The 24066-nt window shown below is 65.7% G+C and carries 16 protein-coding genes and 2 pseudogenes; 2 read left to right on the forward strand and 16 right to left on the reverse strand.

Features of this window, described 5'->3' with window-relative positions:
• The 4 genes from IG88_RS0111230 to IG88_RS43330 form a co-directional block, all read right to left on the reverse strand.
• Complete coding sequence (locus tag IG88_RS0111230) at positions 1 to 915, reverse strand: aminoglycoside phosphotransferase family protein (RefSeq protein WP_031038367.1); 915 nt, start codon at positions 913 to 915, stop codon at positions 1 to 3.
• A 170-nt stretch (positions 916 to 1085) separates the two neighbouring features.
• The gene (locus tag IG88_RS41120) at positions 1086 to 2972 is read right to left on the reverse strand and encodes a UvrD-helicase domain-containing protein (RefSeq protein WP_078861467.1); all 1887 of its coding nucleotides are present in this window, start codon (positions 2970 to 2972) and stop codon (positions 1086 to 1088) included.
• Positions 2969 to 5356: an ATP-dependent nuclease gene (locus tag IG88_RS41125; protein WP_078861468.1), complete on the reverse strand. Its 2388-nt coding sequence runs from the start codon at positions 5354 to 5356 to the stop codon at positions 2969 to 2971. The genes IG88_RS41120 and IG88_RS41125 overlap by 4 nt, the downstream gene beginning before the upstream one ends.
• A gap of 53 nt (positions 5357 to 5409) precedes the next feature.
• The gene (locus IG88_RS43330; protein WP_158853896.1) at positions 5410 to 5859 is read right to left on the reverse strand and encodes a hypothetical protein; all 450 of its coding nucleotides are present in this window, start codon (positions 5857 to 5859) and stop codon (positions 5410 to 5412) included.
• A gap of 987 nt (positions 5860 to 6846) precedes the next feature.
• Here IG88_RS43330 and IG88_RS38605 point away from each other — a divergent pair.
• Positions 6847 to 7550, forward strand: a pseudogene (locus IG88_RS38605) (hypothetical protein).
• Between the two features lie 217 nt (positions 7551 to 7767).
• Here the strand turns inward: IG88_RS38605 and IG88_RS0111250 are convergent.
• Complete coding sequence (locus tag IG88_RS0111250; RefSeq protein WP_078861469.1) at positions 7768 to 8508, reverse strand: S1 RNA-binding domain-containing protein; 741 nt, start codon at positions 8506 to 8508, stop codon at positions 7768 to 7770.
• 567 nt (positions 8509 to 9075) lie between these two features.
• Between IG88_RS0111250 and IG88_RS38610 the strand changes: the two genes are divergently transcribed.
• Complete coding sequence (locus IG88_RS38610) at positions 9076 to 9570, forward strand: hypothetical protein (RefSeq protein WP_037835740.1); 495 nt, start codon at positions 9076 to 9078, stop codon at positions 9568 to 9570.
• A 203-nt stretch (positions 9571 to 9773) separates the two neighbouring features.
• On the opposite strand, the gene IG88_RS0111260 is transcribed toward IG88_RS38610, so the two are convergent.
• From IG88_RS0111260 to IG88_RS0111310, 11 genes and pseudogenes are all read right to left on the reverse strand, one after another.
• A complete protein-coding gene (locus tag IG88_RS0111260) occupies positions 9774 to 9959 on the reverse strand; it encodes a hypothetical protein (protein ID WP_031038376.1) in 186 nt (61 codons plus the stop codon).
• Positions 9960 to 9985: 26 nt separating this feature from the next.
• Positions 9986 to 11770, reverse strand: a pseudogene (locus tag IG88_RS0111265) (TIGR03960 family B12-binding radical SAM protein); the annotation flags it as partial.
• Between the two features lie 99 nt (positions 11771 to 11869).
• Entirely contained in the window at positions 11870 to 13066 is a 1197-nt protein-coding gene (rodA, locus tag IG88_RS0111270; protein WP_031038383.1) for a rod shape-determining protein RodA, read from the reverse strand.
• Positions 13063 to 15363 (reverse strand): penicillin-binding protein 2, encoded by a 2301-nt coding sequence (gene mrdA, locus IG88_RS0111275; protein WP_031038386.1) that lies wholly within the window; start codon positions 15361 to 15363, stop codon positions 13063 to 13065. The genes rodA and mrdA overlap by 4 nt, the downstream gene beginning before the upstream one ends.
• Before the next feature lie 101 nt (positions 15364 to 15464).
• Positions 15465 to 16136 (reverse strand): rod shape-determining protein MreD, encoded by a 672-nt coding sequence (mreD, locus tag IG88_RS0111280; RefSeq protein WP_031038390.1) that lies wholly within the window; start codon positions 16134 to 16136, stop codon positions 15465 to 15467.
• Between the two features lie 13 nt (positions 16137 to 16149).
• Positions 16150 to 17211 (reverse strand): rod shape-determining protein MreC, encoded by a 1062-nt coding sequence (gene mreC / locus IG88_RS0111285; protein ID WP_031038393.1) that lies wholly within the window; start codon positions 17209 to 17211, stop codon positions 16150 to 16152.
• Positions 17212 to 17409: 198 nt separating this feature from the next.
• Positions 17410 to 18429, reverse strand: coding sequence for a rod shape-determining protein (locus tag IG88_RS0111290; protein ID WP_007449816.1), 1020 nt, complete (start codon positions 18427 to 18429; stop codon positions 17410 to 17412).
• 319 nt (positions 18430 to 18748) lie between these two features.
• Positions 18749 to 19162 (reverse strand): nucleoside-diphosphate kinase, encoded by a 414-nt coding sequence (gene ndk, locus IG88_RS0111295; RefSeq protein WP_007449819.1) that lies wholly within the window; start codon positions 19160 to 19162, stop codon positions 18749 to 18751.
• Positions 19163 to 19275: 113 nt separating this feature from the next.
• Positions 19276 to 19641 carry a DUF4233 domain-containing protein gene (locus IG88_RS0111300; protein WP_031038401.1) on the reverse strand — a complete coding sequence of 122 codons (366 nt, stop codon included), beginning with the start codon at positions 19639 to 19641 and terminating at the stop codon, positions 19276 to 19278.
• Between the two features lie 6 nt (positions 19642 to 19647).
• Positions 19648 to 21162: a bifunctional tetrahydrofolate synthase/dihydrofolate synthase gene (gene folC, locus IG88_RS0111305; RefSeq protein ID WP_031038405.1), complete on the reverse strand. Its 1515-nt coding sequence runs from the start codon at positions 21160 to 21162 to the stop codon at positions 19648 to 19650.
• Between the two features lie 244 nt (positions 21163 to 21406).
• Positions 21407 to 24031: a valine--tRNA ligase gene (locus IG88_RS0111310; RefSeq protein ID WP_031038406.1), complete on the reverse strand. Its 2625-nt coding sequence runs from the start codon at positions 24029 to 24031 to the stop codon at positions 21407 to 21409.
• Positions 24032 to 24066: the final 35 nt, after the last annotated feature.

Genomic DNA, 24066 nt, shown 5'->3' on the forward strand with positions numbered 1-24066 from the left:
CTACCAGGGACGCCAGTCCCGCGGAGCAGCATCATCACGAAGTGCCGCAATGCGCCGGCGGTACTCCGCAGCCGTCCTCTCGTCCTCCCGGATGTTCTGCATGAGCCACGTCGTCATGCCGAACTCCTGAAGACCGCGCAGCGTCTCGTAACCAGGCCAGTCGTACAGGTCCCGCCCGTATGCGCTCACGAAGTCGGCGTACTGCTCGTCGCTCTGCCAACCAAGGCTGTGATGCTCAACGGCCGTGACCATCAGGTCCCACTCCGGGTGGTCGTAGCAGAATGCCTCAAAGTCGATCAGCACCACCTGCCCACGGGCGTCCACCATGAGGTTCTGCACGTGAGCGTCCCCGTGCACCGGCCCCTTCGCCGTCTCGAACCGAAGCTCCGCATACCGATCTTGCAGCTCATGCCACCGCCTCCGCAGGAACAACCGGTCATTCTCCGGAATCTGCGCACGGTCGATCCGCAGTTCCTGCTTGTCGAACGGTTGAAACCGAGGCAGCTCAAGACCAGCCGGGACCGTGAGCGTGTGGAGGTCACGCAACACCGCGCCCAGCTCTCCGTAAGCAGGTTTGCGATCCCCCTCGACGATCTGACGCCAGAAGGTCACCGGGTAACCGTCGATCAACAGAGGTTGTTCAAGATCCTCCACGACGCGCGCTGCGGAGAACCCCTCCCCTGCCAGCCACCGGGAGACAGCAACTTCCTTGCGCGCCGTGGAAAGCCACTCGCGCCCTCTTGCCACACGTGCAATCACCGGCACGGAGGCCAGCCGGAACAACGCGTTCTCTCCGAGCCGGATCAGCTCCGCCCCGCTGCCATCGAGCCCAGCAACCCGGCACGCGGCGAACATCGCTCGCGTAGCCGTCGCCGACGTAAACCCCGCATCCGATCGAGCAGCGTCAACCGCCATGCCCGTACCAGCTCCCCTAGTCGCGCGCGATCAACCAGCGCACGCCCGCAGGTGACCAACCCGACGCGCGCCAGACCAGATCTGACCGTACCCGCCCTGGTGCCAAAGAGGCGAGGGAGGTACTCAGCGACGACCCGACAAGTCCGGCTTCGAGCGAAACTTGACCCTTCCTATAGGGCAAGATCATCATCGATGAGAACACGACCGTTTGGCAACATTATTGCGTCCTCGATTGCCGTAACAGCAGCCGTAACGTCATCCGCAAAGACAACCACAGCGAGCGCATCCCTAGCGCGGGAAACGCACACATAAAGGAGACGACGCGTTCGCTCTAGGACAGACTCCTTACCAGAGGAAAGATTACGCTCGTCAGTATCAGATAGGGGCTTGATTCCAAATAGCTTTTCATAAGAATAGAGTCTATATTGCCCTTCCTCGTCATCTAGCACTACCACCACCTTAGAGAACTCGGATCCCTTGGTGCCATGCTGAGTAGAGTAAGGCGACTGCTTGAGAATGTACTTGAAGTACATTTCGACTTGACGCGCATCACATGCAGAAAAGGAATCCAGCACTGTTCTAGTATCTGATGTCAGCACTGTGTCTGAGTGCTCTCCGTTCGGTTCGAAGTAAACGGAAAGCCGCGGGTCAGGGTCGATGAGTCCCGATTCTGCAGACAACCGCAATGCAGTCCCCACCGAACCGGGTCCTCCCTGGGCCATAATCTCCCGAACCCGTTCTGCCACATCGCGGGCAAGGTTAAGACTCTTTCTCACATCAGCATCAGGGTCTTCTGGGCTAAAAACACGACTTTGCTCACGAAGAACAGCGATCACAGCAGGGGAGTCAACGCTCTCAGCGGCACAGATCGGGAGGATGACTTCTTCGAAGGGACGAAGAGGCCATGCAGCCCCCTCGTCAAAGGCCAACTTCAAGCTTTTCGAATCACCATCATGGAATGCTGTGTACAGCTCTTCGAACCCCATGCGCTTGGCCACCATCCTATGAACAATCATGAGAATCTTGGCGCCATCACCGTCATCAGTCGAGTCAGCCAGCCAACTACCTGCTTCGCTATGGCGTCCCAGCCAGGATCGGACTTGTTCTAGACGCTCGCTTCTACGATCATCCGCAGGAAGAACGAAGAAGAAGCATTCTCCTTCCACCTGTTCCTCAGTTCGCCGTCCAGACACCTGCCGGAGGCCATCAGCCTTAGACCGCACTTGGTTGATTACACTGAGCACGGCATTCGAGCTTCGGAAGTTCTCTCGCTTCTCAATCCTTACCCAGTCCTCCTCCATTGTGATCTCACCCACCCCGCGTTGGTAAATTTGTTGCATAGGATCACCAAAGAATCCCAGACACAGGGCACCTTTCTCTTGCCTGGCAACCAGCTTCAACGCATCAACGACACCAGGAAAGGTGTCCTGACTTTCATCAACGAAAATGTATGGGTACTTATTGGCTACAATTCGCCGAAGAAGTCGACTTTGCATAACCAGCTCCGGCGTCATAGTCACGATGTCTTCGTGACCTAGCACGCCTTTCGCGTAATCACTGCCGACGCCATATCGAAATCTCTCGATGCCAGCGACTTCCCGAAGTTGTCTACGCAGCCTATCGAGGTCGGCTGCATCCTTTTCAACGGTCTTCTTCTGAGTGCGCGAGGAATAGCTCGATTGCTTCTCCTTCAACCTTTCAATCGAAGCTTCTAGATGATGGCGAACCCACTGAGAGATGTCTCTCTGAAAGGGGAGGACCAAGGACCAGAGAAAACTGTGGATCGTGGATACTTCCACGAGAGCACTGTTCCCCACGTCTGCATGAATCTCCCGAGCAGCGACCTCCGTATATGTGATACAAGCGATCTGCTGAGTCCGGGCCCTAAGGCGGCTACCATGCCTCTTCGCTACGTGATCGAGCGCTTTGACTAGCGACGTTGTCTTGCCAGAGCCGGCGCCGGCGACCACCGCAAAGCATCTGAGCTGCTCCGCATCCAGAAGTTCCCGAAGACGAACGTCAGAACTCGTGTCTGGGGTTGCAAGTCGTGAGCTCATCGCACATTGTCCTTATCGGCCCTCGGAGCCACAGGAACCAGTGCAAGTTGCCTTGCTAGCCAATTCAACCCCTCAACGATGTATCGGGGTGGCTTCCATGCGGTGCTTTGGTCGGCAATTAGCCCAAGAGCGAACCTTGTCTTATCAAGATTCCTGACTCGCTTGTAGATCGCTGTGTGCAAGGCCGCGAGGCTCAATTCTTCCGACTTCGCAATATGCAGACCCACGGTCTTTCCGCTACTGGCCTGGCTCCAAAGCAGGTTCTCAAGGGCGAACGCCTCTTCGAGAGTCCGACCTGCTAGCTTGCCCAGTTCTGTTCCCCAATTAACTACCTGTCGTGTCTGATAAGCCACCCTGATGTTGCTTTTACTCCCATCAGGAAGCTGGACTGTTTTTTCATCTTCCGGAAGGTCCAAGAAATCACTTACGGAAGATACCTTTGGGAACCAACTTCTAAGAGTCTCATTTGACGTCACTGCTCCTGGTGCAGTCGTCATACAGGCCCGACTTCGCTCATTCTCCTTTAGCTGAAGGTCCGCGCCCTCAAGCGGCTCGACACTATCCAGGTCCGTAATGGCCAAAGTCGTGATGTCCAGGAATTCCAGCAACTCTTGGAATTTGTGCGCGAAGGCACCTCCCACTTCAAGGATGGTGAGATGGCAGGACTTCAGTTGAGGGAAGTGGCGTTCGATAATCAAAGGCAGCAACAAACGCTCGACATTCCCCTCTACGAGGACTGCGGCGTCGGCGAAAAAGAGATCACAGTGGGTGAGTTTCAGATACTGCTGCAAGAAGTCCCGGGTCGCCGCCTCCTCTCCGTTATAGAAGATAGAAAGGTTCTTGACCTCGCTGCGGTGCAGCGCGCCAGCACCTTTTTCTCGGCAGAAGTACCGAATCGGTTGGAAGCTACTTTCATACAGGATGTGTGACGAATGCGTGGTCACGACGATCTGCGTGTGGAATCCGGGCTTCGCTTCGGGTAGAAGTTCGAAAACTCGTCGGATAAAGACCTGCTGTAGCTGGGCGTGCAGATGCGCTTCCGGTTCCTCAATCATGATTAGATGTACTGGTGCACGTTGGCTCTCTGCATCTTCCCAGGCATGATGGAAGTCAAGGACCTCCACTGCCATATAGATGAGATTTTTGAAGCCTAGACCATTGTATTGATCCGGAAGGGATTGCGGTGCTTCGCCTGTCACATCGCCGTTTCCACTAGGAAGCATGTAGTGTACGCGTGCACTCGTACTCAGCATATTCTGAACGTTGAACGATGCTTTGATTACCAGTCCGGCGTTTACCCCTCCTGGATACCCTAGGTGCTCAACGCTTTTAATGATCGAATCGAACGCTTGCGCAAAGTGCTCATTTAGAGCGGATTCCGAATTTGCGATAGCACTAAGAGCGTCGAGATCTGTTTCGAATTTCTGCAGATTACGTTGGTAATACCGGCTGAGTCTTCTGGACAAGTCCTCAGCGCGACCATGCGACTCGGCATCAGTCAAATGCCGTTGGGCGTTAAGAAAGTCGACCTTGATGAGCGCACTGATTTTCGCACCAGCACCAGAACTGCTCGTGCCCAGGAAGAACGGATTATAGCCAATCTTCGGAATCAGATCAGCGTCGCACTGCCGCTCGTCGAGCACGTAGTACTTGATCTCATATTCGCTTGTCAGCCTCTTACTCAGATAGTCCATGAGGTCCGTCGGCCAAGGTTTGTATGCACCGTCCTCACCTCCCTGAGGGAGTTTTCTTTCGTTGCGGGCTCGCCTATAGCTCTCTACCAATGAAAAGGGGTCTCTGGGCTCGTACGCCATGCGGAGTCCCACAGGCTCTCCGTCCCAGTCGAGCCCTGGAAGCAAGTCGAGCACACGATGCACATTTGCGTCGTCTACTTCGAACCAGAGATCGAAGAAAATCTTAGGTAGATCTGATTCCGCGTTTCCAAAGTCAGGTTCGAAACGGCTGAACTGTTCCCAACAGTCCGCCGAAAAATCGTAGACTTGAAATCGGACCTTGGGGTCCAAGAAACGTTGGAATACGTGCGTCGCTGAGGTCTTTCCACTGTTGTTCGCACCCACGAAGATGGTGGTCTTGTCATCAAGGTCAACGCGAACGTTCTTAAGGCGACGAAAATTCTGGACCCGGAACGACCTAATGTGCATCGGAACCCCCCTAGCGAATAAACCGCTCACATGTTCGAGGCGAGCAGAGGGGGCGCGGCACGCCTCTGCTCTCCCGCCCCTCCCCAGGGCTGCACTACTCAGGCTAGCTGAGCAGGGGCTCATGTGGCTGATGATTCCGGAATACACCACTCCCTCGCGAACGCAGGTTAGCTCACGACGTGCGCAGGGCCGCCGGCCTGGCAGCGCGACCAGAGAAGGCATCGAGACCGAGCGCCACGGCTCTGGCAGCAGGCAGGGAAGCAACCAGCGCCCGCCTACAGGCCGGCGTGTAGGTCCCGCCGCAGGCTCAAATGACTCGTGTAGGAGTTGCTCTTCAGCAGCACCTCGTCCATGAGGCGAACGAGTGCTTTACTACCGATGCGATCAGCGAGCCTCACTTCGTGGACCACTAGAGTTGCGTTGGCGAGGTCGACAAGGTCAGCAGCTAGTGCTGCCGCCTCTGCATCTGAGGTAGGTCCTTCGGCGAATACAGTAATGTCGTCGTAGTTTGCTTTAACCCGGAGGCGATAAAGGTAATCGGCTACTGTCACGGCCCGTGTACCTCGCTCCACAGCATCGCGTTCACTGAGCGTTAGGTTCGCTGACTTGGGCTGCGAACGCGGCTTCTTGCCCAGTGAGGTCAGCTTTTCACAGTCCGTCTGCCAAGCCTTGCGCCGATCTGCAAACTTACGCTCCCTTGCCTTCTTAAGCCTGTCTTCTATCAAAGCGGCACGAGTGGTGCGTAGCGCTTTGGCGGCGATGTCCCACGCCTGGTCCCCTTGCCACGCGGTCCAAGGATGAAGTGTCGTGTCTACGACTCAATTTGGTCCGCTTAGGAACCCATCTTTACTCGCCCCCTTAACAGTTGGATGGGCGGCAGCGAGGCACCATGGCGCCAGTCTCGCGGCTCGATTGGTCCACAGATTCGCGAATTGGCGCTTAGTCTGCTCATGTTGCCTTGGGCGCTCATGTCCTTCGGTTACCAGCAGAGACTGAGCAGCGTTGTACAGGACGTAGTACGCCTGCACGGCGCTCCACCCATTGGCCAGTCGCACGATGTCGGAGTCTTCAGCCAAGGAGTGAGTGGCTTCGATCAAGGAGGCAGTGGTCCAAGCACGGCGGAGGCAACTCGTGACTTGACTCAGGTTGCCCTGTCGGCGTTTTCCCGATACTTCGTAGAAGTGATCCGCTGCCACAGAGTGGAGCTGTTTCGTCGCGGTCTCAATTCCCAACGTGCTTTCGCCTAGAGCCAGCTCGCGGAAGGCTCGCACGTACGACGCATGCGTGCGGAAGCTTCGGGTCTGCTCACTGTCCGGTTGTGGAACAACGATCCTAACCATGCTGCATTATCACGGAGCAGTACGTTTGCCGTCATCCCGATTCGCGGACTCATCTACTGATCAAGGACGATCCACCAAGTTGGCGCGGCGTCCTCGGAGATGAAGCATGCCCGCCAGAGACTGACGGAGGTGCTGTCGGGCATCCGAGACGCCTGCCGTGGCTTCACGGACCCGAGCGAACCAAGCACCGCGGCCACCTCATGCTCCAGTCTCCCCCGCTCACCGATGCATCTGGTCGCAACGTTTCTTCTGGCCGTGAGGAGCAGCGGCTTAGTGCCGTCAGGCCCGTTAGAACTGGGCACACACTCGCTCACACGCATCGCGTACGCCGTGACCGAGGCGTTGTCAGCGGCGTGCGCTTCGAGGTGCTGCATGACCGTTCACGACGTCGCCCGCTCTCTCTCCCTGGCATCCCGACTCTTCGCGATCTCTGCTGCTCCCTCGCGATGGCAGAGGCCATCGTGAACCCCGATGGCGAGGAGCGGTACTACACGTTCAACCGTTCCTGGTCACAGGCCGAAGAGTTGGCCTCGATGCGGAACGGGTCCGGGGACGAGTTCGACATCGTCTTCTCGGCCGCCGGCGCGTACGTGCGCGGCTTCGCTCATGAATCGCCGCTCAGCCCGTATCACCAGCAAGACGACTACGAACCCTGGCCGGGGGTGGTGGACGCCGTACCCTCTGCCTTCCAGCGCTACGTACACGAGCCCGTCTTCACCGACGACGACGGCACGCCCGTCGTGACAGTGTGCCTGTGGCGCCATGCGGTGGCCGACCGATGGGAGACCGGAGACATCGACTTCCCCGAAGGGCACACCGATCCGGACGGCTCGACCGGACTGTTCGGCCTCCTGACGGAACCAGGCCCCGAAGGCTTCAAGGCATTCGCCGAGGATTACTACGAAACTGTGGCCCACCTTGAGGCCCTGCGGCACATCTACAGCCTGCGCCCTCTCGACCATGCCGTGATCACCAAGCTCAACCCACTGGCGCCCGTTACAGATGTCGTGAACGACGCCCTGGCCATCGGCTACCCCGTCTCTCCCGCCCTGCGGACCAGGCCCCGTACCGACTGATACTGCCGTCAGGTCGCCTTGGGCCGCTATCCGGCCCTCACACCCACTCCACGTCCGACGAGACGTCCGAAGGGGCGCCACGGGGGCAGTGGCGTTCTCAGCGCCTTCTGCGCCGGCTGCCGGCGATCCTTCTGCAAGCCGAGCACGGTCAGCACCGCCACCGCATCCGACTCTGTGACGTCAGCCACAGCGTCAGCGATGCGGTGGAGCGGCTCGCTCATCCCGCAGCCCCCGTTTCCGCAGGTCTACCGGGATCCGCACTCAGTTCGGGCAAGTGCACCAAGCCCTCGACGTCCTCTGCGACCCGCACGAAGACGCCGAACGGGAGAACCTTGGTCACCTGTCCCGTCAGTCTCTGGCCCACCGCGATGTCGTCGACGAACCACAGGAACGGGTCCGGCTGAGTGGCCCGCAAGGACAGCCGAGCCTCACCGTTCCACGTGTCGAACTGCAAGAACTCGCAGTACACGGGCTGCCCGACCTCAACAACCTCCGAGACCGCCTCGAAGCGGCGCCAGGACAGCTCGGGATACGTGATGAAGCCGACGCCGGGATAGACCGGGTGATCGGGGCCCTCGTCCAGCGTTACGAAGACGCCGAACGACTCGATTGTCGCCACCGTTCCGGTGAGACGTTGGCCGTAGCGGAGCCGCTTGAGGAACGCCCAGAGTTCCGGGTTCTCGGTGGCCGCCATCGACAGCCATACCCGGCCCTCTTCCAAGTCCACGGAGAGCACCTCGGCGGTGATCCGTTGACCGACCACAGCAGCATCAGCCCTGCGCCATTGCCAGGAGACATCCAGCGGCCCCACCACCCCGAGTGGACGAGCGGCGAACCCGTCCAGGGTCACGGTCAGCTCAGACCGGGAGACAGCCGCCACCACACCACTACAGCGATCACCGACCTGGATCGATGTCAGAAAGCTCCTTATGGCCTGATCAGCCGACGCATCCCCCATGCCGCCCAGGATCCCACGCCGCCGCTAGACCCCTCCACCTCACTCTGGATGCTCACGTGGCCCCCAGAGGTCGGCAGAGGCGTCCGTGGAGCATCTCCGGTCGTCTGCCGCGCCTTCACAGACCCGATGGAACCGAGCACCGCGGCCACCTCATCCTCTGTGGCGTCCGCCACAGCCTCAGCGATGCGCCGCAGTGGCTCAGTCATCCCCCGCTCCCCCGTATCCGCAGGTCAGCCGGACTTCTTGACCGTCAGCGGCAGCAGCTTCTTGCCCGTCGGGCCCCTTTGTGGCCATGTGTCGAACTGGGGGCATACACGTTCACACAAGTCGTGTGTGCAGTGACCGCGAAACTTTCTGCGGCGTGCGCTTCGATGTGCCGCACTACCGTTCAAGGCGTGGTCCGCGTCCTGACTAGACGAGTAGATCCGATGCGACAGCGGTCGCCGCCGCCCCTATGGCCCGAACTTCATGAGGGCCTCATGGGAGAACTGGCCAGACCGCTCACTGTCCGGACGCCCCCGTCGTTATGGTGTGGTGGTTTGCCCAGGCCATGAACAGAAGGGGATCATGACCGTCGAGCATAGGTGGCTGTTGGACGAGACTCCCTGGCCCGAGCAGGCCGCGCTGGTCTATGGCGAGATGGTGGAACTGACGACGCCACACCCACCAATTCCGCAATTGGGCGGGCTTGGGCCGGAGATCATAGGCAGCCGCGGTGTGGTCGTCGCGTGTGTCATCGAGCAGGACGAGCGTGACGGACACGTCAGACCGCTCTACGCGGTGGAGACCGAGGACGGCAGTCCCTGGAGGCTGCGGCCGGAGTTCCTGGTCTCCCGGGGAGGACTTCACCCCGACATGCCGCCCCGCTATCGCAGCGACCTACCCGAAGGAACCCACGTCCGAATCCGCTTGGAATCGGACAAACCAGGCGCGACGATGGAAGCAGTCGGGGAGGTCACCGGGATCTGGCGCACGACGTGCTTGGAACCGCCGAAGGGCTACATGGTGCAGGTTGGCGAACACCTTCACTGCGTGACCCCGCAGCAGACCGAGGTTCTCTGACTCAGCGGGAGCCTGCCTGCAGTCGCCTCCGAACGTTGTCGGTGCTCAAACGCGATCAGCGAGCGGTGACGGGTTCGTCGATCTGGTTGTAGTGCCAGATCCCATCAGTCGTCGCCAGGACGCTGGGCCACCCGATCAAACCGCCCTCGAAGGTCCGCCCGTCTGTTGTTCCAGGCCAGGCTGACCTTTGAGGTGTCTATTCCTCACACCCACTCCACGTCCGACGAGACGCCCGACAGGGCGCCAGGCGGCGGCAGCGGCGTTCTCAGCGCCTTCTGCACCGGCTGACGCCGATCCTTCTGCAAGCCGAGCGAGGTCAGCACCGCCACCGCATCCGACTCTGTGACGTCAGCCACAGCGTCAGCGATGCGGTGGAGCGGCTCGCTCATCCCGCAGCCCCCGTTTCCGCAGGTCATTCCTTGTCGAGGCCGGAGTCCAGGTGGTCCCAGGGCAGGACCTCCTCGTAGCCGCGCTCGCGGGTGGTGTACCAGGCGACGTCGACGCCGGTGGGTTCCAGGGCCTTGTCGGCGCAGGCCATCCAGCGGTCGTAGGAGAAGTGCTCGCGCCAGCCGTCGAAGCGGCCGCCGTCCTCGTAGACGGCGCGGATGACGGCGCCGAGGCGGCGGTCGCCGCGGGAGAGGAGGCCCTCGACGATGCCGGGCTTGCCGTCGTGGTAGCGGAAGCCGATGGAGCGGCCGTACTTCTTGTCGCCGCGGATCTTGTCGCGGAGCTTCTGGAGGCGGGCGTCGGTCTCCTCGGCGGAGAGCTGCGGGGCCCACTGGAAGGGGGTGTGGGGCTTGGGGACGAAGCCGCCGATGGAGACGGTGCAGCGGATGTCGCCGGAGCCGGAGACCTCGCGGCCCTTGGCGATGACGCGGGTGGCCATGTCGGCGATCTGGAGGACGTCGTCGTCGGTCTCGGTGGGCAGGCCGCACATGAAGTACAGCTTCACCTGGCGCCAGCCGTTGCCGTAGGCCGTCGCGACGGTCCGGATGAGGTCCTCCTCCGAGACCATCTTGTTGATGACCTTGCGGATGCGCTCGGAGCCGCCCTCGGGGGCGAAGGTGAGGCCGGAGCGGCGGCCGTTGCGGGTCAGCTCGTTGGCCAGGTCGATGTTGAAGGCGTCGACGCGGGTGGAGGGCAGGGACAGGCCGACCTTGTCCTCCTCGTAGCGGTCGGCGAGGCCCTTGGCGATGTCGGCGATCTCCGTGTGGTCGGCGGAGGAGAGGGAGAGCAGGCCGACCTCCTCGAAGCCGGTCGCCTTGAGGCCCTTGTCGACCATCTCGCCGATGCCGGTGATGGAACGCTCGCGCACCGGGCGGGTGATCATGCCTGCCTGGCAGAAGCGGCAGCCTCGGGTGCAGCCGCGGAAGATCTCCACGGACATGCGCTCGTGGACGGTCTCGGCGAGCGGCACGAGGGGCTGCTTGGGGTAGGGCCACTCGTCCAGGTCCATGACGGTGTGCTTGCTGACCCGCCACGGGACGCCGGAGCGGTTGGGGACGACGCGGGCGATGCGGCCGTCGGGGAGGTACTCGACGTCGTAGAAGCCGGGGACGTAGACACCGCCGGTCTTCGCGAGGCGCAGGAGGAGTTCCTCGCGGCCTCCCGGGCGGCCCTCGGCCTTCCAGGCGCGGATGATCGCCGTGATCTCCAGGACGGCCTGCTCGCCGTCGCCGATGACCGCGCAGTCGATGAAGTCGGCGATCGGCTCCGGGTTGAAGGCCGCGTGGCCGCCGGCCAGGACGACCGGGTCGTCGACGCCGCGGTCCTTCGCCTCCAGCGGGATGCCCGCCAGGTCCAGGGCGGTGAGCATGTTGGTGTAGCCCAGCTCCGTGGAGAAGGAGAGGCCGAAGACGTCGAAGGCGCCGACCGGGCGGTGGCTGTCGACCGTGAACTGCGGGACGGAGTGCTCCCGCATCAGCTCCTCGAGGTCCGGCCAGACGCTGTAGGTGCGCTCGGCGAGGACGCCCTGCTGTTCGTTGAGGACCTCGTAAAGGATCATGACGCCCTGGTTGGGCAGGCCGACCTCGTAGGCGTCGGGGTACATCAGGGCCCAGCGGACGTCGCAGGATTCCCAGTCCTTGACCGTGGAGTTGAGCTCTCCGCCGACGTACTGGATCGGCTTCTGCACATGCGGCAGCAGGGCTTCGAGCTGCGGAAACACGGACTCGGCGGCCTGGGTGGCTTCGGCAGGCATCTCACGGGACCTTCGTGTGCTGACAAGGGGGACCATCCAGCCTAACCCGGCCGGACGCGTCCCCCTTACCGCTCACCACCGCTCACCCCCGCTGCCGTGCTACGCCGACATCGGTCTCTGCGCGGCGATCGACTGGAGCAGGCCGACCGCCATCCACACGGCGAACATGGAGGAGCCGCCGTAGGAGACGAAGGGCAGCGGGAGACCGGTGACCGGCATGATGCCCAGCGTCATGCCGACGTTCTCGAAGCTCTGGAAGGCGAACCAGGCGACGATCCCGGCGGCGACGACCGTGCCGTACAGGTCGGGGGTGCCGCGGGCGATGCGGCAGGCGCGCCACAGGATCACGCCGAGCAGGGCGATGATGAGGCCCGCGCCGAGGAAGCCCAGTTCCTCGCCGGCGACGGTGAAGACGAAGTCGGTCTGCTGCTCGGGGACGAACCGGCCGGTGGTCTGCGAGCCGTGGAAGAGGCCGGAGCCGGTGAGTCCGCCGGAGCCGATGGCGATGCGGGCCTGGTTGGTGTTGTAGCCGACGCCGGCGGGGTCGAGGGCCGGGTTGGCGAACGCGGCGAAGCGGGCGATCTGGTAGTCGTCCAGGATGCCGAGCTGCCACACGGCGAGCGCCCCCGCGGTACCGGCGCCGAGCAGCCCGAAGATCCATCGGTTGCTGGCGCCGGAGGCGAGCAGGATGCCGAGCACGATGATGACCATGACCATGACCGACCCGAGGTCGGGCATGAGCATCACGATGAGCATCGGCACGGTGGCCAGGCCCAGCGCCTGGAGCACGGTGCGGTGGTCGGGGTGGGGCCGGTCCCCCGCGTCGACGCGGGCGGCCAGCAGCATCGCCATGCCCAGGATGATCGTGATCTTCACGAACTCCGAGGGCTGCAGGGAGAAGCCGCCGGGGAGCTTGATCCAGGAGTGGGCGCCGTTGATGGTCGAGCCGAGCGGGGTGAGCACCAGCAGGATCAGGAAGACGGACGCGCCGTAGAGGACCGGCACGGCGGTGCGCAGTGCGCGGTGGCCGAGCCAGACGGTGGCGACCATCAGGGCGATCCCGATGCCGGTGTTCAGCAGGTGGCGGGTGAGGAAGTAGTACTGGTCGCCCTGGTTGAGTTCGGTGCGGTTGCGGGTGGCGGAGTAGACGAGCAGCGAGCCCAGCAGGGACAGGGCGACCGCGGCCAGCAGTATCGGCCAGTCGAGCCTCCTGGCCAGGGAGTCCCGGGCCAGCAGGCGGGTCCAGCCGGCCTTCGCGGGGCCGTACCCGGAGACCTGGAAGCTGTTGCCGGTCATGCGCGTGCCCTCCGGCTTCTTCCGACGCCGCCGCGCCGCGCGCCGCGCCGGGCACCGCCGCGCCGTCGGTGGCGGCGGGTGTCGCGGTTCTCCCCGGTCGGGTTGGGGCTGGTCGCCGGCTGGTTGCCCTCCTCGACGGGGGCGTACTCCTCGTCGGGGGAGGCCTTCTCGTCGGGCTGGAGTTCCTTGACGACGTCCTTGGGCATCTTCGGGGAGAGGATGGTCCCGTCCGTCTTGATCTTCGGCAGGCTCGCCTGCGGTTTGGGCAGCAGGGCCTTCTTGGGGTCGATGTCGCCGTCGTCGGAGACGCCGTACAGCGCGTCGTAGATGTTGCGGACGGCGGGGCCGGAGGCGCCGGAGCCGGTGCCGCCCTGGGAGATCGTCATGACGATCGAGTAGTCCTTGGTGTACGTCGCGAACCAGGACGTGGTCTGCTTGCCGTAGACCTCCGCGGTACCGGTCTTGGCGTGCATCGGGATCTTCTCCTGCGGCCAGCCGACCTGGGCGAACCGCCAGGCGGCGGTGCCCCGGCTGGCGACGCCGGCGAGGGCCTCGTCCATCTTGGCCCGGGTGGCCTTGCTTATGGGCAGCCTGCCGTGCGACGTGGGCTTGATCTCCTGGACCTGCTTGCCGTCGGGGCTGACGACGGCCTTGCCGATGGTCGGGTCGTAGAGGGTGCCGCCGTTGGAGATGGCCGCGTAGATGGTGGCCATCTGGATGGGGGTGACGAGGGTGTCGCCCTGGCCGATGGAGTAGTTGATGGAGTCACCGGCGCGCATCTTGTTGCCTTCGAGGCAGTTCTCGTACGCGATCTTCTCGACGTAGGAGCCGTCCTTCTTGCCGGACTTGCACCAGGCGTCCTTGTTGGCCTCCCAGTACTCCTGCTTCCACTGGCGGTCCGGGACGCGGCCGGTGACCTCGTTGGGGAGGTCGACGCCGGTCTTGGCGCCGAGGCCGAACTGGTGGGCGGCCTTGTAGAAGTAGTCGTGGGGCTTCTTGGGGTTCATCCCGCCGTCCTTCTTCCACTCCTGGTGGGACAGGCGGTAGAAGACGGTGTCGCAGGAGAGTTCCAGGGCACGGCCGATGGTGATCATGCCTTCGTTGGCCGACTCGAAGTTCTTGAAGACCTGGCCGCCGACGTCGTAGGCGCTGGAGCAGTCGTAGTTGCCGTCGAAGTCGTAGCCGGCCTCGACCGCGGCGGCCGAGGAGACCACCTTGAAGATGGAGCCGGGGGCCGCCTGGCCCTGGATGGCCCGGTTGAGGAGCGGGTAGTTGGAGTCCTTGCCGGTGAGCTTCTTGTAGTCCTTGGCGGAGATGCCGCCGACCCAGGCGTTGGGGTCGTAGTCGGGGTTGGAGGCCATGGCGACGACCCGGCCGGTCTTGGCCTCCATCACCACGACCGCGCCCGAGTCGGCCTCGTAGGTCCGGTTGGTGTTGCGGTCCATCTCCTTGCGGGCGGCCTTCATCGCCTCGTTCAGCTCGTACTCGGCGACGCGCTGGACGCGGGCGTCGATGCTGGTGACGAGGTTGGCGCCGGGGGTGCCGGGGTCGGACTCGGCCTTGCCGATGACGCGGCCGAGGTTGTCGACCTCGTAGCGGGTGACGCCGGCCTTGCCGCGCAGCGCCTTGTCGTACTGGCGCTCCAGGCCGGAGCGGCCGACCTGGTCGGAGCGCAGGTAGGGCGAGTCGGTGTCCTCGGCCTTCTTCAGCTCCTCGTCGGTGACCGGCGAGAGGTAGCCGAGGACCTGGGCGGTGTTGGAGCCGCCGGGCGCGGCGTAGCGGCGTACGGCCATGGGTTCGGCGGTGATGCCGGGGAAGTCCTCGGCGCGCTCGCGGATCTGCAGGGCCTGCTTTGCGGTGGCCTCGTCGGTGACGGGGATCGGCTGGTAGGGCGAGCCGTTCCAGCAGGGCTGGGGGGTCTTGGCGTCGCAGAGCCGGACCTTGTCGATGACGTCCTGGGGCTTCATGCCGAGGACGCCGGCGAGCTTGGTGAGGACGGCCTTGCCGTCGTCCTTCATCTTCAGCAGCTCGGTGCGGGAGGCGGAGACGACGAGCCGGGTCTCGTTGTCGGCGAGGGGGACGCCGCGGGCGTCCAGGATCGAGCCGCGGGTGGCGGGCTGGACGACCTGCTGGACGTGGTTGCCGGATGCCTCGGCGGCGTACTCGTCGCCCTGGCGGATCTGGAGGTACCAGAGGCGGCCGCCGAGGGTGGCGAGGAGGGAGAGGACGAGGATCTGGATGACGACGAGCCGGGTCTGGACGCGCGTACTGCGGCCGGTCTCCGGGATGTTAGTCATGGGCGCGGCCCATCCGGTCGAGGGTGGTGGTGGGCGACGAGTGGGAGCGGGTCACTGCTGACTCCCCCTGATGACGTGTGCGCTGGTGTACTGGCGTGCCCTCACAGCCGCTTGACCCCCTTGATGCGCCCGGCCCTGGCGACGCGGGCGCGGGCCGTCTTCATCCGGAGCGCGTTGCGCTGTCTGCCGATGCGCAGGCCGGTGCCCCCGGAGAGCCAGCCGGAGGAGATGTCGGGGCTCTGGGCCGCGGAGCTGGTGTCGGCCAGCGGGTCGTTGTCGGCGCGGCGGGCGAGCGCCATGATGCCGGGGACGACGAAGGGCGCGAGCAGCAGGTCGTACAGGGCGGCCGTGAACAGCAGGCTGGGCAGGCCGACGTGACGGGCGGCGGTGTCGCCGACGAGGGCGCCGACGCCCGCGTAGAGCAGGGTGGTGCCGACGGCGGCGGCGACCACGACGACCATGGGGCCGGTGGCCGAGCGGAGCCGCCCGTTGTCCGGCTTGGCGAGGCCGGCGAGGTAGCCGACGACGCAGAGCACGAGGGCGTAGCGCCCGGCGGCGTGGTCGGCGGGCGGGGCGAGGTCGGCGAGGAGTCCGGCGCCGAAGCCGACGAGGGCGCCGCCGACGTGGCCGTAGACCAGGGCGAGGCCGAGGACGGTGAGCAGCACCAGGTCGGGGACGGCGCCGGGCAGGTGGAGGCGGGCGAGGACGCTCACCTGGACCACCAGGGCGACGACGACCAGGGCGACGGACAGCAGGATCCGGTTGACGCGCATGGGGTGAGGGCTCCTACGGCTGGGTCTGCTCGTTCTGCTGGTCGGTCTGGTCTGTCTGGTTGGTCTGGTCGTTCTGGTTGTTCGGGTCGGTCTGCCCCGCGGTGTCGTTCTGCCCCGCGGTGTCGTTCTGGCCGGTTCCGCCGTCCTGGGCCCGGCCCTCGGGGTCGGCGCCCGGGGTCACGGTCACCGTCACGGTCGGCGTGGGCTTCGGCTGCTTCTTCTCCGGCAGCACCGTGTCGCGCGGGTCCTTCGACGGTGCCTGGACGACGACACCGACGATGTCGAGCTTGGTGAAGCTGACGAACGGAGTGACGTCGAGGATGCGGGTCAGGTCGCCGCCGTTGGGGTCGACGCGGGTGATGGTGCCGACGGGCACGCCCGGCACGAACGGCTTGTCGGACTGGGAGCCGAAGGTGACCAGGCGGTCGCCCTTCTTGACGTCGGCCTTGCCGTTGAGGAGTTCGACGCGCAGCGGCCGGCTGCCCTGGCCGGAGGCGAAGCCGAGCTCGTCGCCGGACTCCATCCGGGTGCCGACGGTGAAGTCCGGGTCGTTGGCGAGCAGCACGGTGGAGGTGTTCGGGCCGACGGTCGTCACGCGTCCGACGAGGCCGTCGCCGTTGAGGACGGTCATGTCGCGCGCGATGCCGTCGTTCGCGCCGACGTCGAGGGTGACGGTCCAGGAGAAGCCCTGGGCCGCTCCTATGGCGATGACCTGGGCGCCCTTGATGCCGTACTGTCCGGCTCCGGCGAGTCCGAGCATCTTGTCGAACTGCCGCAGCCGGCTGCGGCCGCGTTCGTCGCTGCCGAGCTTGGCCTTCAGCGCCGCGTTCTCCGTCGCCAACTGCGCGAGCCGGTCGTGCCGGTCGCCGGAGTCGCGGATCGCGGAGACGGCGTTGCCGACCGGGTCGACCGCGGACGACACGCCGTTCTCGATCGGGCCGAAGACGGTGGCCGCGGCCTGCCGGGCACCGTCGACCGGCGAGTCCTCCCCACCGCGGATGTCCACCGTGATCAGTGCGAACGCGACGGCGATCAGCAGTACCAGGAGCAGCCGGCTCTCTTTCGTGTCCCTCACGTGCGGCGGCCGTGCCTTCCTCGTCGAAATCCGGGAATCTCGGAATGTACGTGGCGGTGTTCAGGAATTCAGGTGATCCGGTGCTTCGGGCGTGTGCGGCGCGTCGGGCACTTCACGCGTCGGGTACCGGAACCCTCTATATCAACGATCCGCCGCACGAGAGGAGATCGTCTCGTACGGCGGAACCGAAGTGTGACGTCATCTGCGGGGCGAGGCGTCCAGCACCTGCTGGAGTGCCTCGAACTCCTCGACGCACTTGCCGCTGCCGAGCGCGACGCTGTCGAGCGGGTCCTCGGCGATGTGGATCGGCATTCCGGTCTCCCGGCGCAGCCGTTCGTCGAGCCCGCGCAGCAGCGCGCCGCCGCCGGTCAGGACGATGCCGCGGTCCATGATGTCGCCGGACAGCTCCGGCGGACACTTGTCGAGGGTCGTCTTGACGGCGTCGACGATGGCGTTGACCGGTTCCTCGATCGCCTTGCGCACTTCCGCGGCGGAGATGACGACGGTCTTGGGCAGCCCGGAGACGAGGTCCCGGCCGCGGATTTCGGTGTGCTCGTCGGAGTCGAGGTCGTACGCCGAACCGATCGTGATCTTGATCTGTTCGGCCGTGCGCTCACCCAGAAGAAGGCTGTACTCCTTCTTCACGTGCTGGATGATCGCGTTGTCCAGCTCGTCGCCCGCGACGCGGATGGACTGGGCGGTGACGATGCCGCCGAGCGAGATGACCGCGACCTCCGTGGTGCCGCCGCCGATGTCCACCACCATGTTGCCCGTGGCCTCGTGGACCGGCAGGCCGGAGCCGATGGCCGCGGCCATGGGCTCCTCGATGATGTGCACCTGTCGGGCGCCGGCCTGGGACGACGCCTCGATGACGGCGCGGCGCTCGACGCCGGTGATGCCCGAGGGCACACAGACGACGACCCGCGGGCGAGCCAGATAACGCCGCTTGTGGATCTTCAGGATGAAGTAGCGGAGCATCCGCTCGGTGATCTCGAAGTCGGCGATGACGCCGTCCTTCAGCGGGCGCACGGCAACGATGTTGCCGGGCGTGCGCCCGATCATCTTCTTCGCTTCGGCGCCGACCGCGAGGATGCCACCGGTGTTGGTGTTGATCGCGACGACGGACGGCTCGTTGAGTACGATCCCGCGACCCCTGACGTACACCAGCGTGTTGGCGGTCCCGAGGTCGACAGCCATGTCACGGCCGATGAACGACATTGAGTTCCCCATCAGGATTCGACTGGCCTTCCCAGGAGCTTTTGAGGGCTTTTCAGGTCGGCGAAGTGGGTGCAGTGACGCGTGGAGGCTTCCATCGTAGACGCGCTTTCGCGAACACTGCGCGAGGGTCTTCGCCATTGTCAGCAGATGGCGCGCCGCCTCGCTCGTGGAGACGGGCCAACGGTGGGATCCGTTCCCCCGAACAGGCGCGCATATGCCACAGGGCGGTCGCTTTCGCGCGACCGCCCCGGCTCTCTCCGGTCCATTCGGCTGACGTGGTGTCAGAAAAAAGGCCCCTTCGGCGTGTCCCGAAGACGGATCAGACCCGGCCCGGGAAGAAGATCTTCAGCTCGCGCTCGGCGGACTCCTCGGAGTCGGAGGCGTGGATCAGGTTCTCGCGGACGATCACGCCGAAGTCGCCCCGGATGGAGCCGGGCGCGGCGGCGATCGGGTCGGTCGGACCGGCCAGCGCGCGCACCCCCTCGATGACCCGCTCGCCCTCGACGACCATCGCGACGACCGGGCCGGACGCCATGAACTCGACCAGGGGCTCGTAGAAGGGCTTGCCCTTGTGCTCGCCGTAGTGCTGCTCCAGCGTCTCGGCGTCCAGGGTGCGCAGTTCCAGCGCGGTGATCTGCCAGCCGGCCTTGCGCTCGATACGGCTGATGATCTCGCCGGTCAGGCCGCGACGGACGGCGTCGGGCTTGAGGAGGACGAGGCTGCGCTGGGTCACGAGGGGCTCCCTTGGATGTGTGCGGTCGTGCGGGTGAAGACTGAGGTTACCGGGCGTGTCGCGACGCCCGTCACGCAGCGTCAGGCCTACGGGCCCGGTCTCGTCCGGCGCTGTCAGGCGGGGTCGGCCGCGGAGGCAGCCGAGGCCTCCGCCTGCGCGGCGAACCGTGCCTTCGCCTCGTCGATCTTGCGCCCGTAGTGCACGGACGCCCACCACAGGGCGGCGAAGACCGCGCCCAGGAAGTACATGGTCGGCACGACCAGGCCGGAGGCGATGAGCGCGACCTGCAGCGCCCAGCCGAGGGCGACGCCGCCGGGGCGGGTGATGACCCCGCACAGCGCGACGCACAGGAACATCGCGACACCGCTGACCGTCCACACCGTCCCCATGGACAGGTCGGGGTCCTTCATGGCGACCAGGCCGGCGAAGCCGATCACGAAGAACTCGCCGATCAGCGTGGAAGCACAGAGCGTACGCACGGTTTCTCAGCCCCTCCTCAGGAGCAGTCGGGCCTCGCCGACGGTGATGACGGAACCGGTGACGAGCACACCGCCGCCCGCGAACTCGCCCTCCTCCTCGGCCAGCGTGATCGCCGCCTCCAGGGCGTCCGGCAGCCGCGGCTCGACCTGCACGCGGTCCTCGCCGAAGACCTCGACGGCGACCGCGGCCAGTTCGTCGGCGTCCATCGCGCGGTGGCTGGAGTTCTGGGTGACGACGACCTCGGCGAAGACCGGCTCGAAGGCCTCCAGCAGGCCGCGCACGTTCTTGTCGCCGCTGGCGCCGACCACACCGATGAGCCGGCTGAACTGGAAGGCCTCCCCCACCGCCTCGGCGGTGACCCGGGCGCCGGCCGGGTTGTGCGCGGCGTCGAGGACGACGGTCGGCGAACGCCGCACGACCTCCATCCGCCCCGGCGAGGCGACGGCGGCGAAGGCCCGGCGCACGGTGTCCACGTCCAGCGGCTCGGGGCGCTGGGCGCCGACGCCGAAGAACGCCTCGACGGCGGCCAGCGCGACCGCCGCGTTGTGGGCCTGGTGGGCGCCGTGCAGCGGCAGGTAGACCTCGGTGTACTCGCCGCCGAGCCCGCGCAGCGTCACCAGTTGCCCGCCGACGGCGACCTCGCGGGCGACGACGCCGAACTCCAGCCCTTCGCGGGCCACGGTGGCGTTGACGTCCACGGCCTTCTTCAGCATCACCTGAGCCGCGTCCACCGGCTGCTGGGCCAGGATCACGGTGGCGTCCTGCTTGATGATCCCGGACTTCTCGACGGCGATCTCGCCGGGCGTCCCGCCGAGCCGGTCGGTGTGGTCCAGGTCGATGGGGGTGACGACCGCGACGTCCCCGTCGATGACGTTGGTGGCGTCCCAGGAGCCGCCCATCCCGACCTCGACCACGGCCACGTCCACGGGAGCGTCGGCGAAGGCGGCGTACGCCATGCCGGTGAGCACCTCGAAGAACGACAGCCGGTACTCCTGCTGCGCGTCGACCATCTCGACGTACGGCTTGATGTCCTGGTACGTCTCGATGAACCGCTCGGCGGAGACCGGCGCGCCGTCGAGGCTGATCCGCTCGGTGATCGACTGCACGTGCGGCGAGGTGTAGCGGCCGGTGCGCAGCTCGAAGGCGCCGAGCAGGGCCTCGATCATGCGGGCGGTGGAGGTCTTGCCGTTGGTGCCGGTGATGTGGATGGAGGGGTACGAGCGCTGCGGCTCGCCCAGCACGTCCATCAGCGCGGCGATCCGGGTGACCGACGGCTCCAGCTTGGTCTCGCCCCAGCGGGTCGCCAGCTCCGTCTCGACGGCTCGCAGGGCCGCGTCCACCTCGGGGTCCTCGGGGCGCCCGGGGACGTCGGCCTGCGGGGGACCGCCCTGGGTGCGCAGGGTGCGGCTGCCGGCCTCGATGACGGCGAGGTCGGGGTCGCGGGTGGTCTCCGCGTCGATGATCTCGTCGAAGGAGCCGAGGGGGTCGGAGGGGTCGTTCTGGCCGGGGTTGTCGCTCACGGGGACCAGTCTACGTACCCGCCGCCGCGGTCAGTCGTGCCGCTGGGCGGCACGGGGGGCGCGGCGGCACCCCGTCGGCGCCGGGCCGGGCGGTTCCCTGCGGGGCGCCGGCCGAGGGGGTGGCTCGGGTCTCCGGGCGAGTGCGGCGTGGCTGGGGCTGGTCGCGCAGTTCCCCGCGCCCCTGGGGGCGGAAAGGCACCCGGCGCCCGAAAGGGCCCCGGGTGCCTTCCCGAGGTATCGGCGACTACGCCTGCGGCAGCTTCTCCAGTTGGGCGGTGATGCGGGCGATGTCCTCGTCCGCCTTGGTCAGGCGGCCCCGGATCTTGTCCACGACGTGGTCCGGCGCCTTCGCCAGGAACGCCTCGTTGCCGAGCTTGGCGTTCGCCTGGGCCTTCTCCTTCTCCGCCGCCGCGAGGTCCTTCGCCAGCCGCTTGCGCTCGGCGGCGAAGTCGATGACGCCGGAGAGGTCGAGGGCCACCTCGACGCCCTCGACCGGCAGCGTCGCCGTCGCCGTGAAGGCGTCGCCCTCGGGCTGGAGCCGCAGGAGCTGCCGGACGGCCGCCTCGTGGGCCGCGAGGGGGCTGCCCGCGAGGGTCAGCCTGGCCGGGACCCGCTGGCCGGGCTGGAGGCCCTGGTCGGCACGGAAGCGCCGGACCTCGGTGATGACGGACTGGACGGTCCCGATCTCCCGCTCGGCGTCCGCGTCCCGGAAGCCGGAGTCGGTGGGCCACTGGGCGATGACGACCGACTCGCCGCCCGTGAGCGTCGTCCACAGCGTCTCGGTGACGAAGGGGACGACCGGGTGGAGGAGACGCAGCGTGACGTCCAGGACCTCGCCCAGGACGCGCCGGGAGACCTCGGCGGCCTCGCCGCCCGCCTGGAAGGTGGTCTTGGACAGCTCGACGTACCAGTCGAAGACCTCGTCCCAGGCGAAGTGGAACAGGGCGTCGGAGAGCTTCGCGAACTGGTAGTCCTCGTAGTACGCGTCGACCTCGGCGACCACCGAGTTCAGACGGGAGAGGATCCAGCGGTCCGTGGACGACATCCGCGAGGCGTCCGGCAGCGGGCCCTCGACCGTCGCGCCGTTCATCAGGGCGAAGCGGGTGGCGTTCCAGATCTTGTTGGCGAAGTTGCGGGAGCCCTGGACCCAGTCCTCGCCGATCGGGACGTCGACGCCGGGGTTGGCGCCGCGCGCGAGGGTGAAGCGGAGGGCGTCGGAGCCGTACTCGTCCATCCAGTCCAGCGGGTTGACCACGTTCCCGAAGGACTTGGACATCTTCTTGCCGTTCTGGTCACGGACCATGCCGTGCAGGACGATGGTGTGGAACGGCGGGGTGCCGTCCATCGCGTAGAGGCCGAACATCATCATCCGGGCGACCCAGAAGAAGAGGATGTCGTAGCCGGTGACCAGGACGGAGTTCGGGTAGAACTTCGCGAGCGACTCGGTCTGCTCGGGCCAGCCCAGCGTGGAGAAGGGCCACAGGCCGGAGGAGAACCAGGTGTCCAGGACGTCGGGGTCCTGGTGCCAGCCCTCGCCGCTCGGCGGCTCCTCGTCGGGGCCGACGCAGACGACCTCGCCCGCGGGGCCGTACCAGACGGGGATGCGGTGGCCCCACCAGAGCTGGCGCGAGATGCACCAGTCGTGGAGGTTGTCGACCCAGTCGAAGTACCGCTTCTCCATCTCCTGCGGGTGGATCTTGACCTTGCCGTCCCGGACGGCGTCGCCGGCGGCCTTGGCGAGCGGGCCGACCTTGACCCACCACTGCATGGACAGGCGCGGCTCGATGGTGGTCTTGCAGCGCGAGCAGTGGCCGACGGAGTGGACGTAGGGCCGCTTCTCGGCGACGATCCGGCCCTCGGCGCGCAGCGCGGCGACGATGGCGGAGCGGGCCTCCAGGCGGTCCAGGCCCTGGAAGGGGCCGTGGGCGGTGATGACGGCGTGCTCGTCCATCACGGCGATGGCGGGCAGGTCGTGCCGCTGGCCGATCTCGAAGTCGTTCGGGTCGTGGGCGGGCGTCACCTTGACGGCGCCGGTGCCGAACTCGGGGTCGACGTGCTCGTCGGCGACGACGGGGATGGAGCGGTCGGTCAGCGGCAGCTTGATCTGCTTGCCGACCAGGTGCTTGTAGCGCTCGTCCTCGGGGTGGACGGCGACGGCGGTGTCGCCGAGCATCGTCTCCGCGCGGGTGGTGGCGACGACGATGGTCTCGTCGCCCTCCCCGTACTTCATGGAGACCAGTTCGCCGTCGTCGTCCTGGTACTCGACCTCGATGTCGGAGATGGCCGTCAGGCAGCGCGGGCACCAGTTGATGATGCGCTCGGCGCGGTAGATCAGCTCGTCGTCGTAGAGCCGCTTGAAGATGGTCTGGACGGCCTGGGACAGGCCCTCGTCCATGGTGAACCGCTCGCGCGACCACGCGACGCCGTCGCCGAGGCGGCGCATCTGGCCGCTGATCTGGCCGCCGGACTCGGCCTTCCACTGCCAGACCCGGTCGACGAACGCCTCCCGGCCCAGGTCGTGCCGGGACTTGCCCTCCTTGCCCAGTTCGCGCTCGACGACGTTCTGCGTGGCGATGCCGGCGTGGTCCATGCCGGGCTGCCACAGCGTCTCGTGGCCCTGCATGCGCTTGCGGCGGGTCAGGGCGTCGATGAGCGTGTGCTCGAAGGCGTGCCCGAGGTGCAGGCTGCCCGTGACGTTCGGCGGCGGGATGACGACGGTGTACGGCGGCTTGTCGCTCTTCGCGTCGGCCTCGAAGTAACCCCGTTCTACCCAGCGCTCGTACAGCTGCCCCTCTACCTCGGCCGGCGCGTACTGGGTCGGCAGATCGGTGGTGGGTGCGGGCTGCGGCTGCTGAGAGTTCTCGGTCACGGGGGTCAGTTTACGGGCGTCACGGCGCTGTCCCG

The organism is Streptomyces sp. NRRL F-5650, assembly GCF_000721365.1.
In the GTDB taxonomy this organism is placed as follows: Bacteria; Actinomycetota; Actinomycetes; order Streptomycetales; family Streptomycetaceae; genus Streptomyces; species Streptomyces ardesiacus.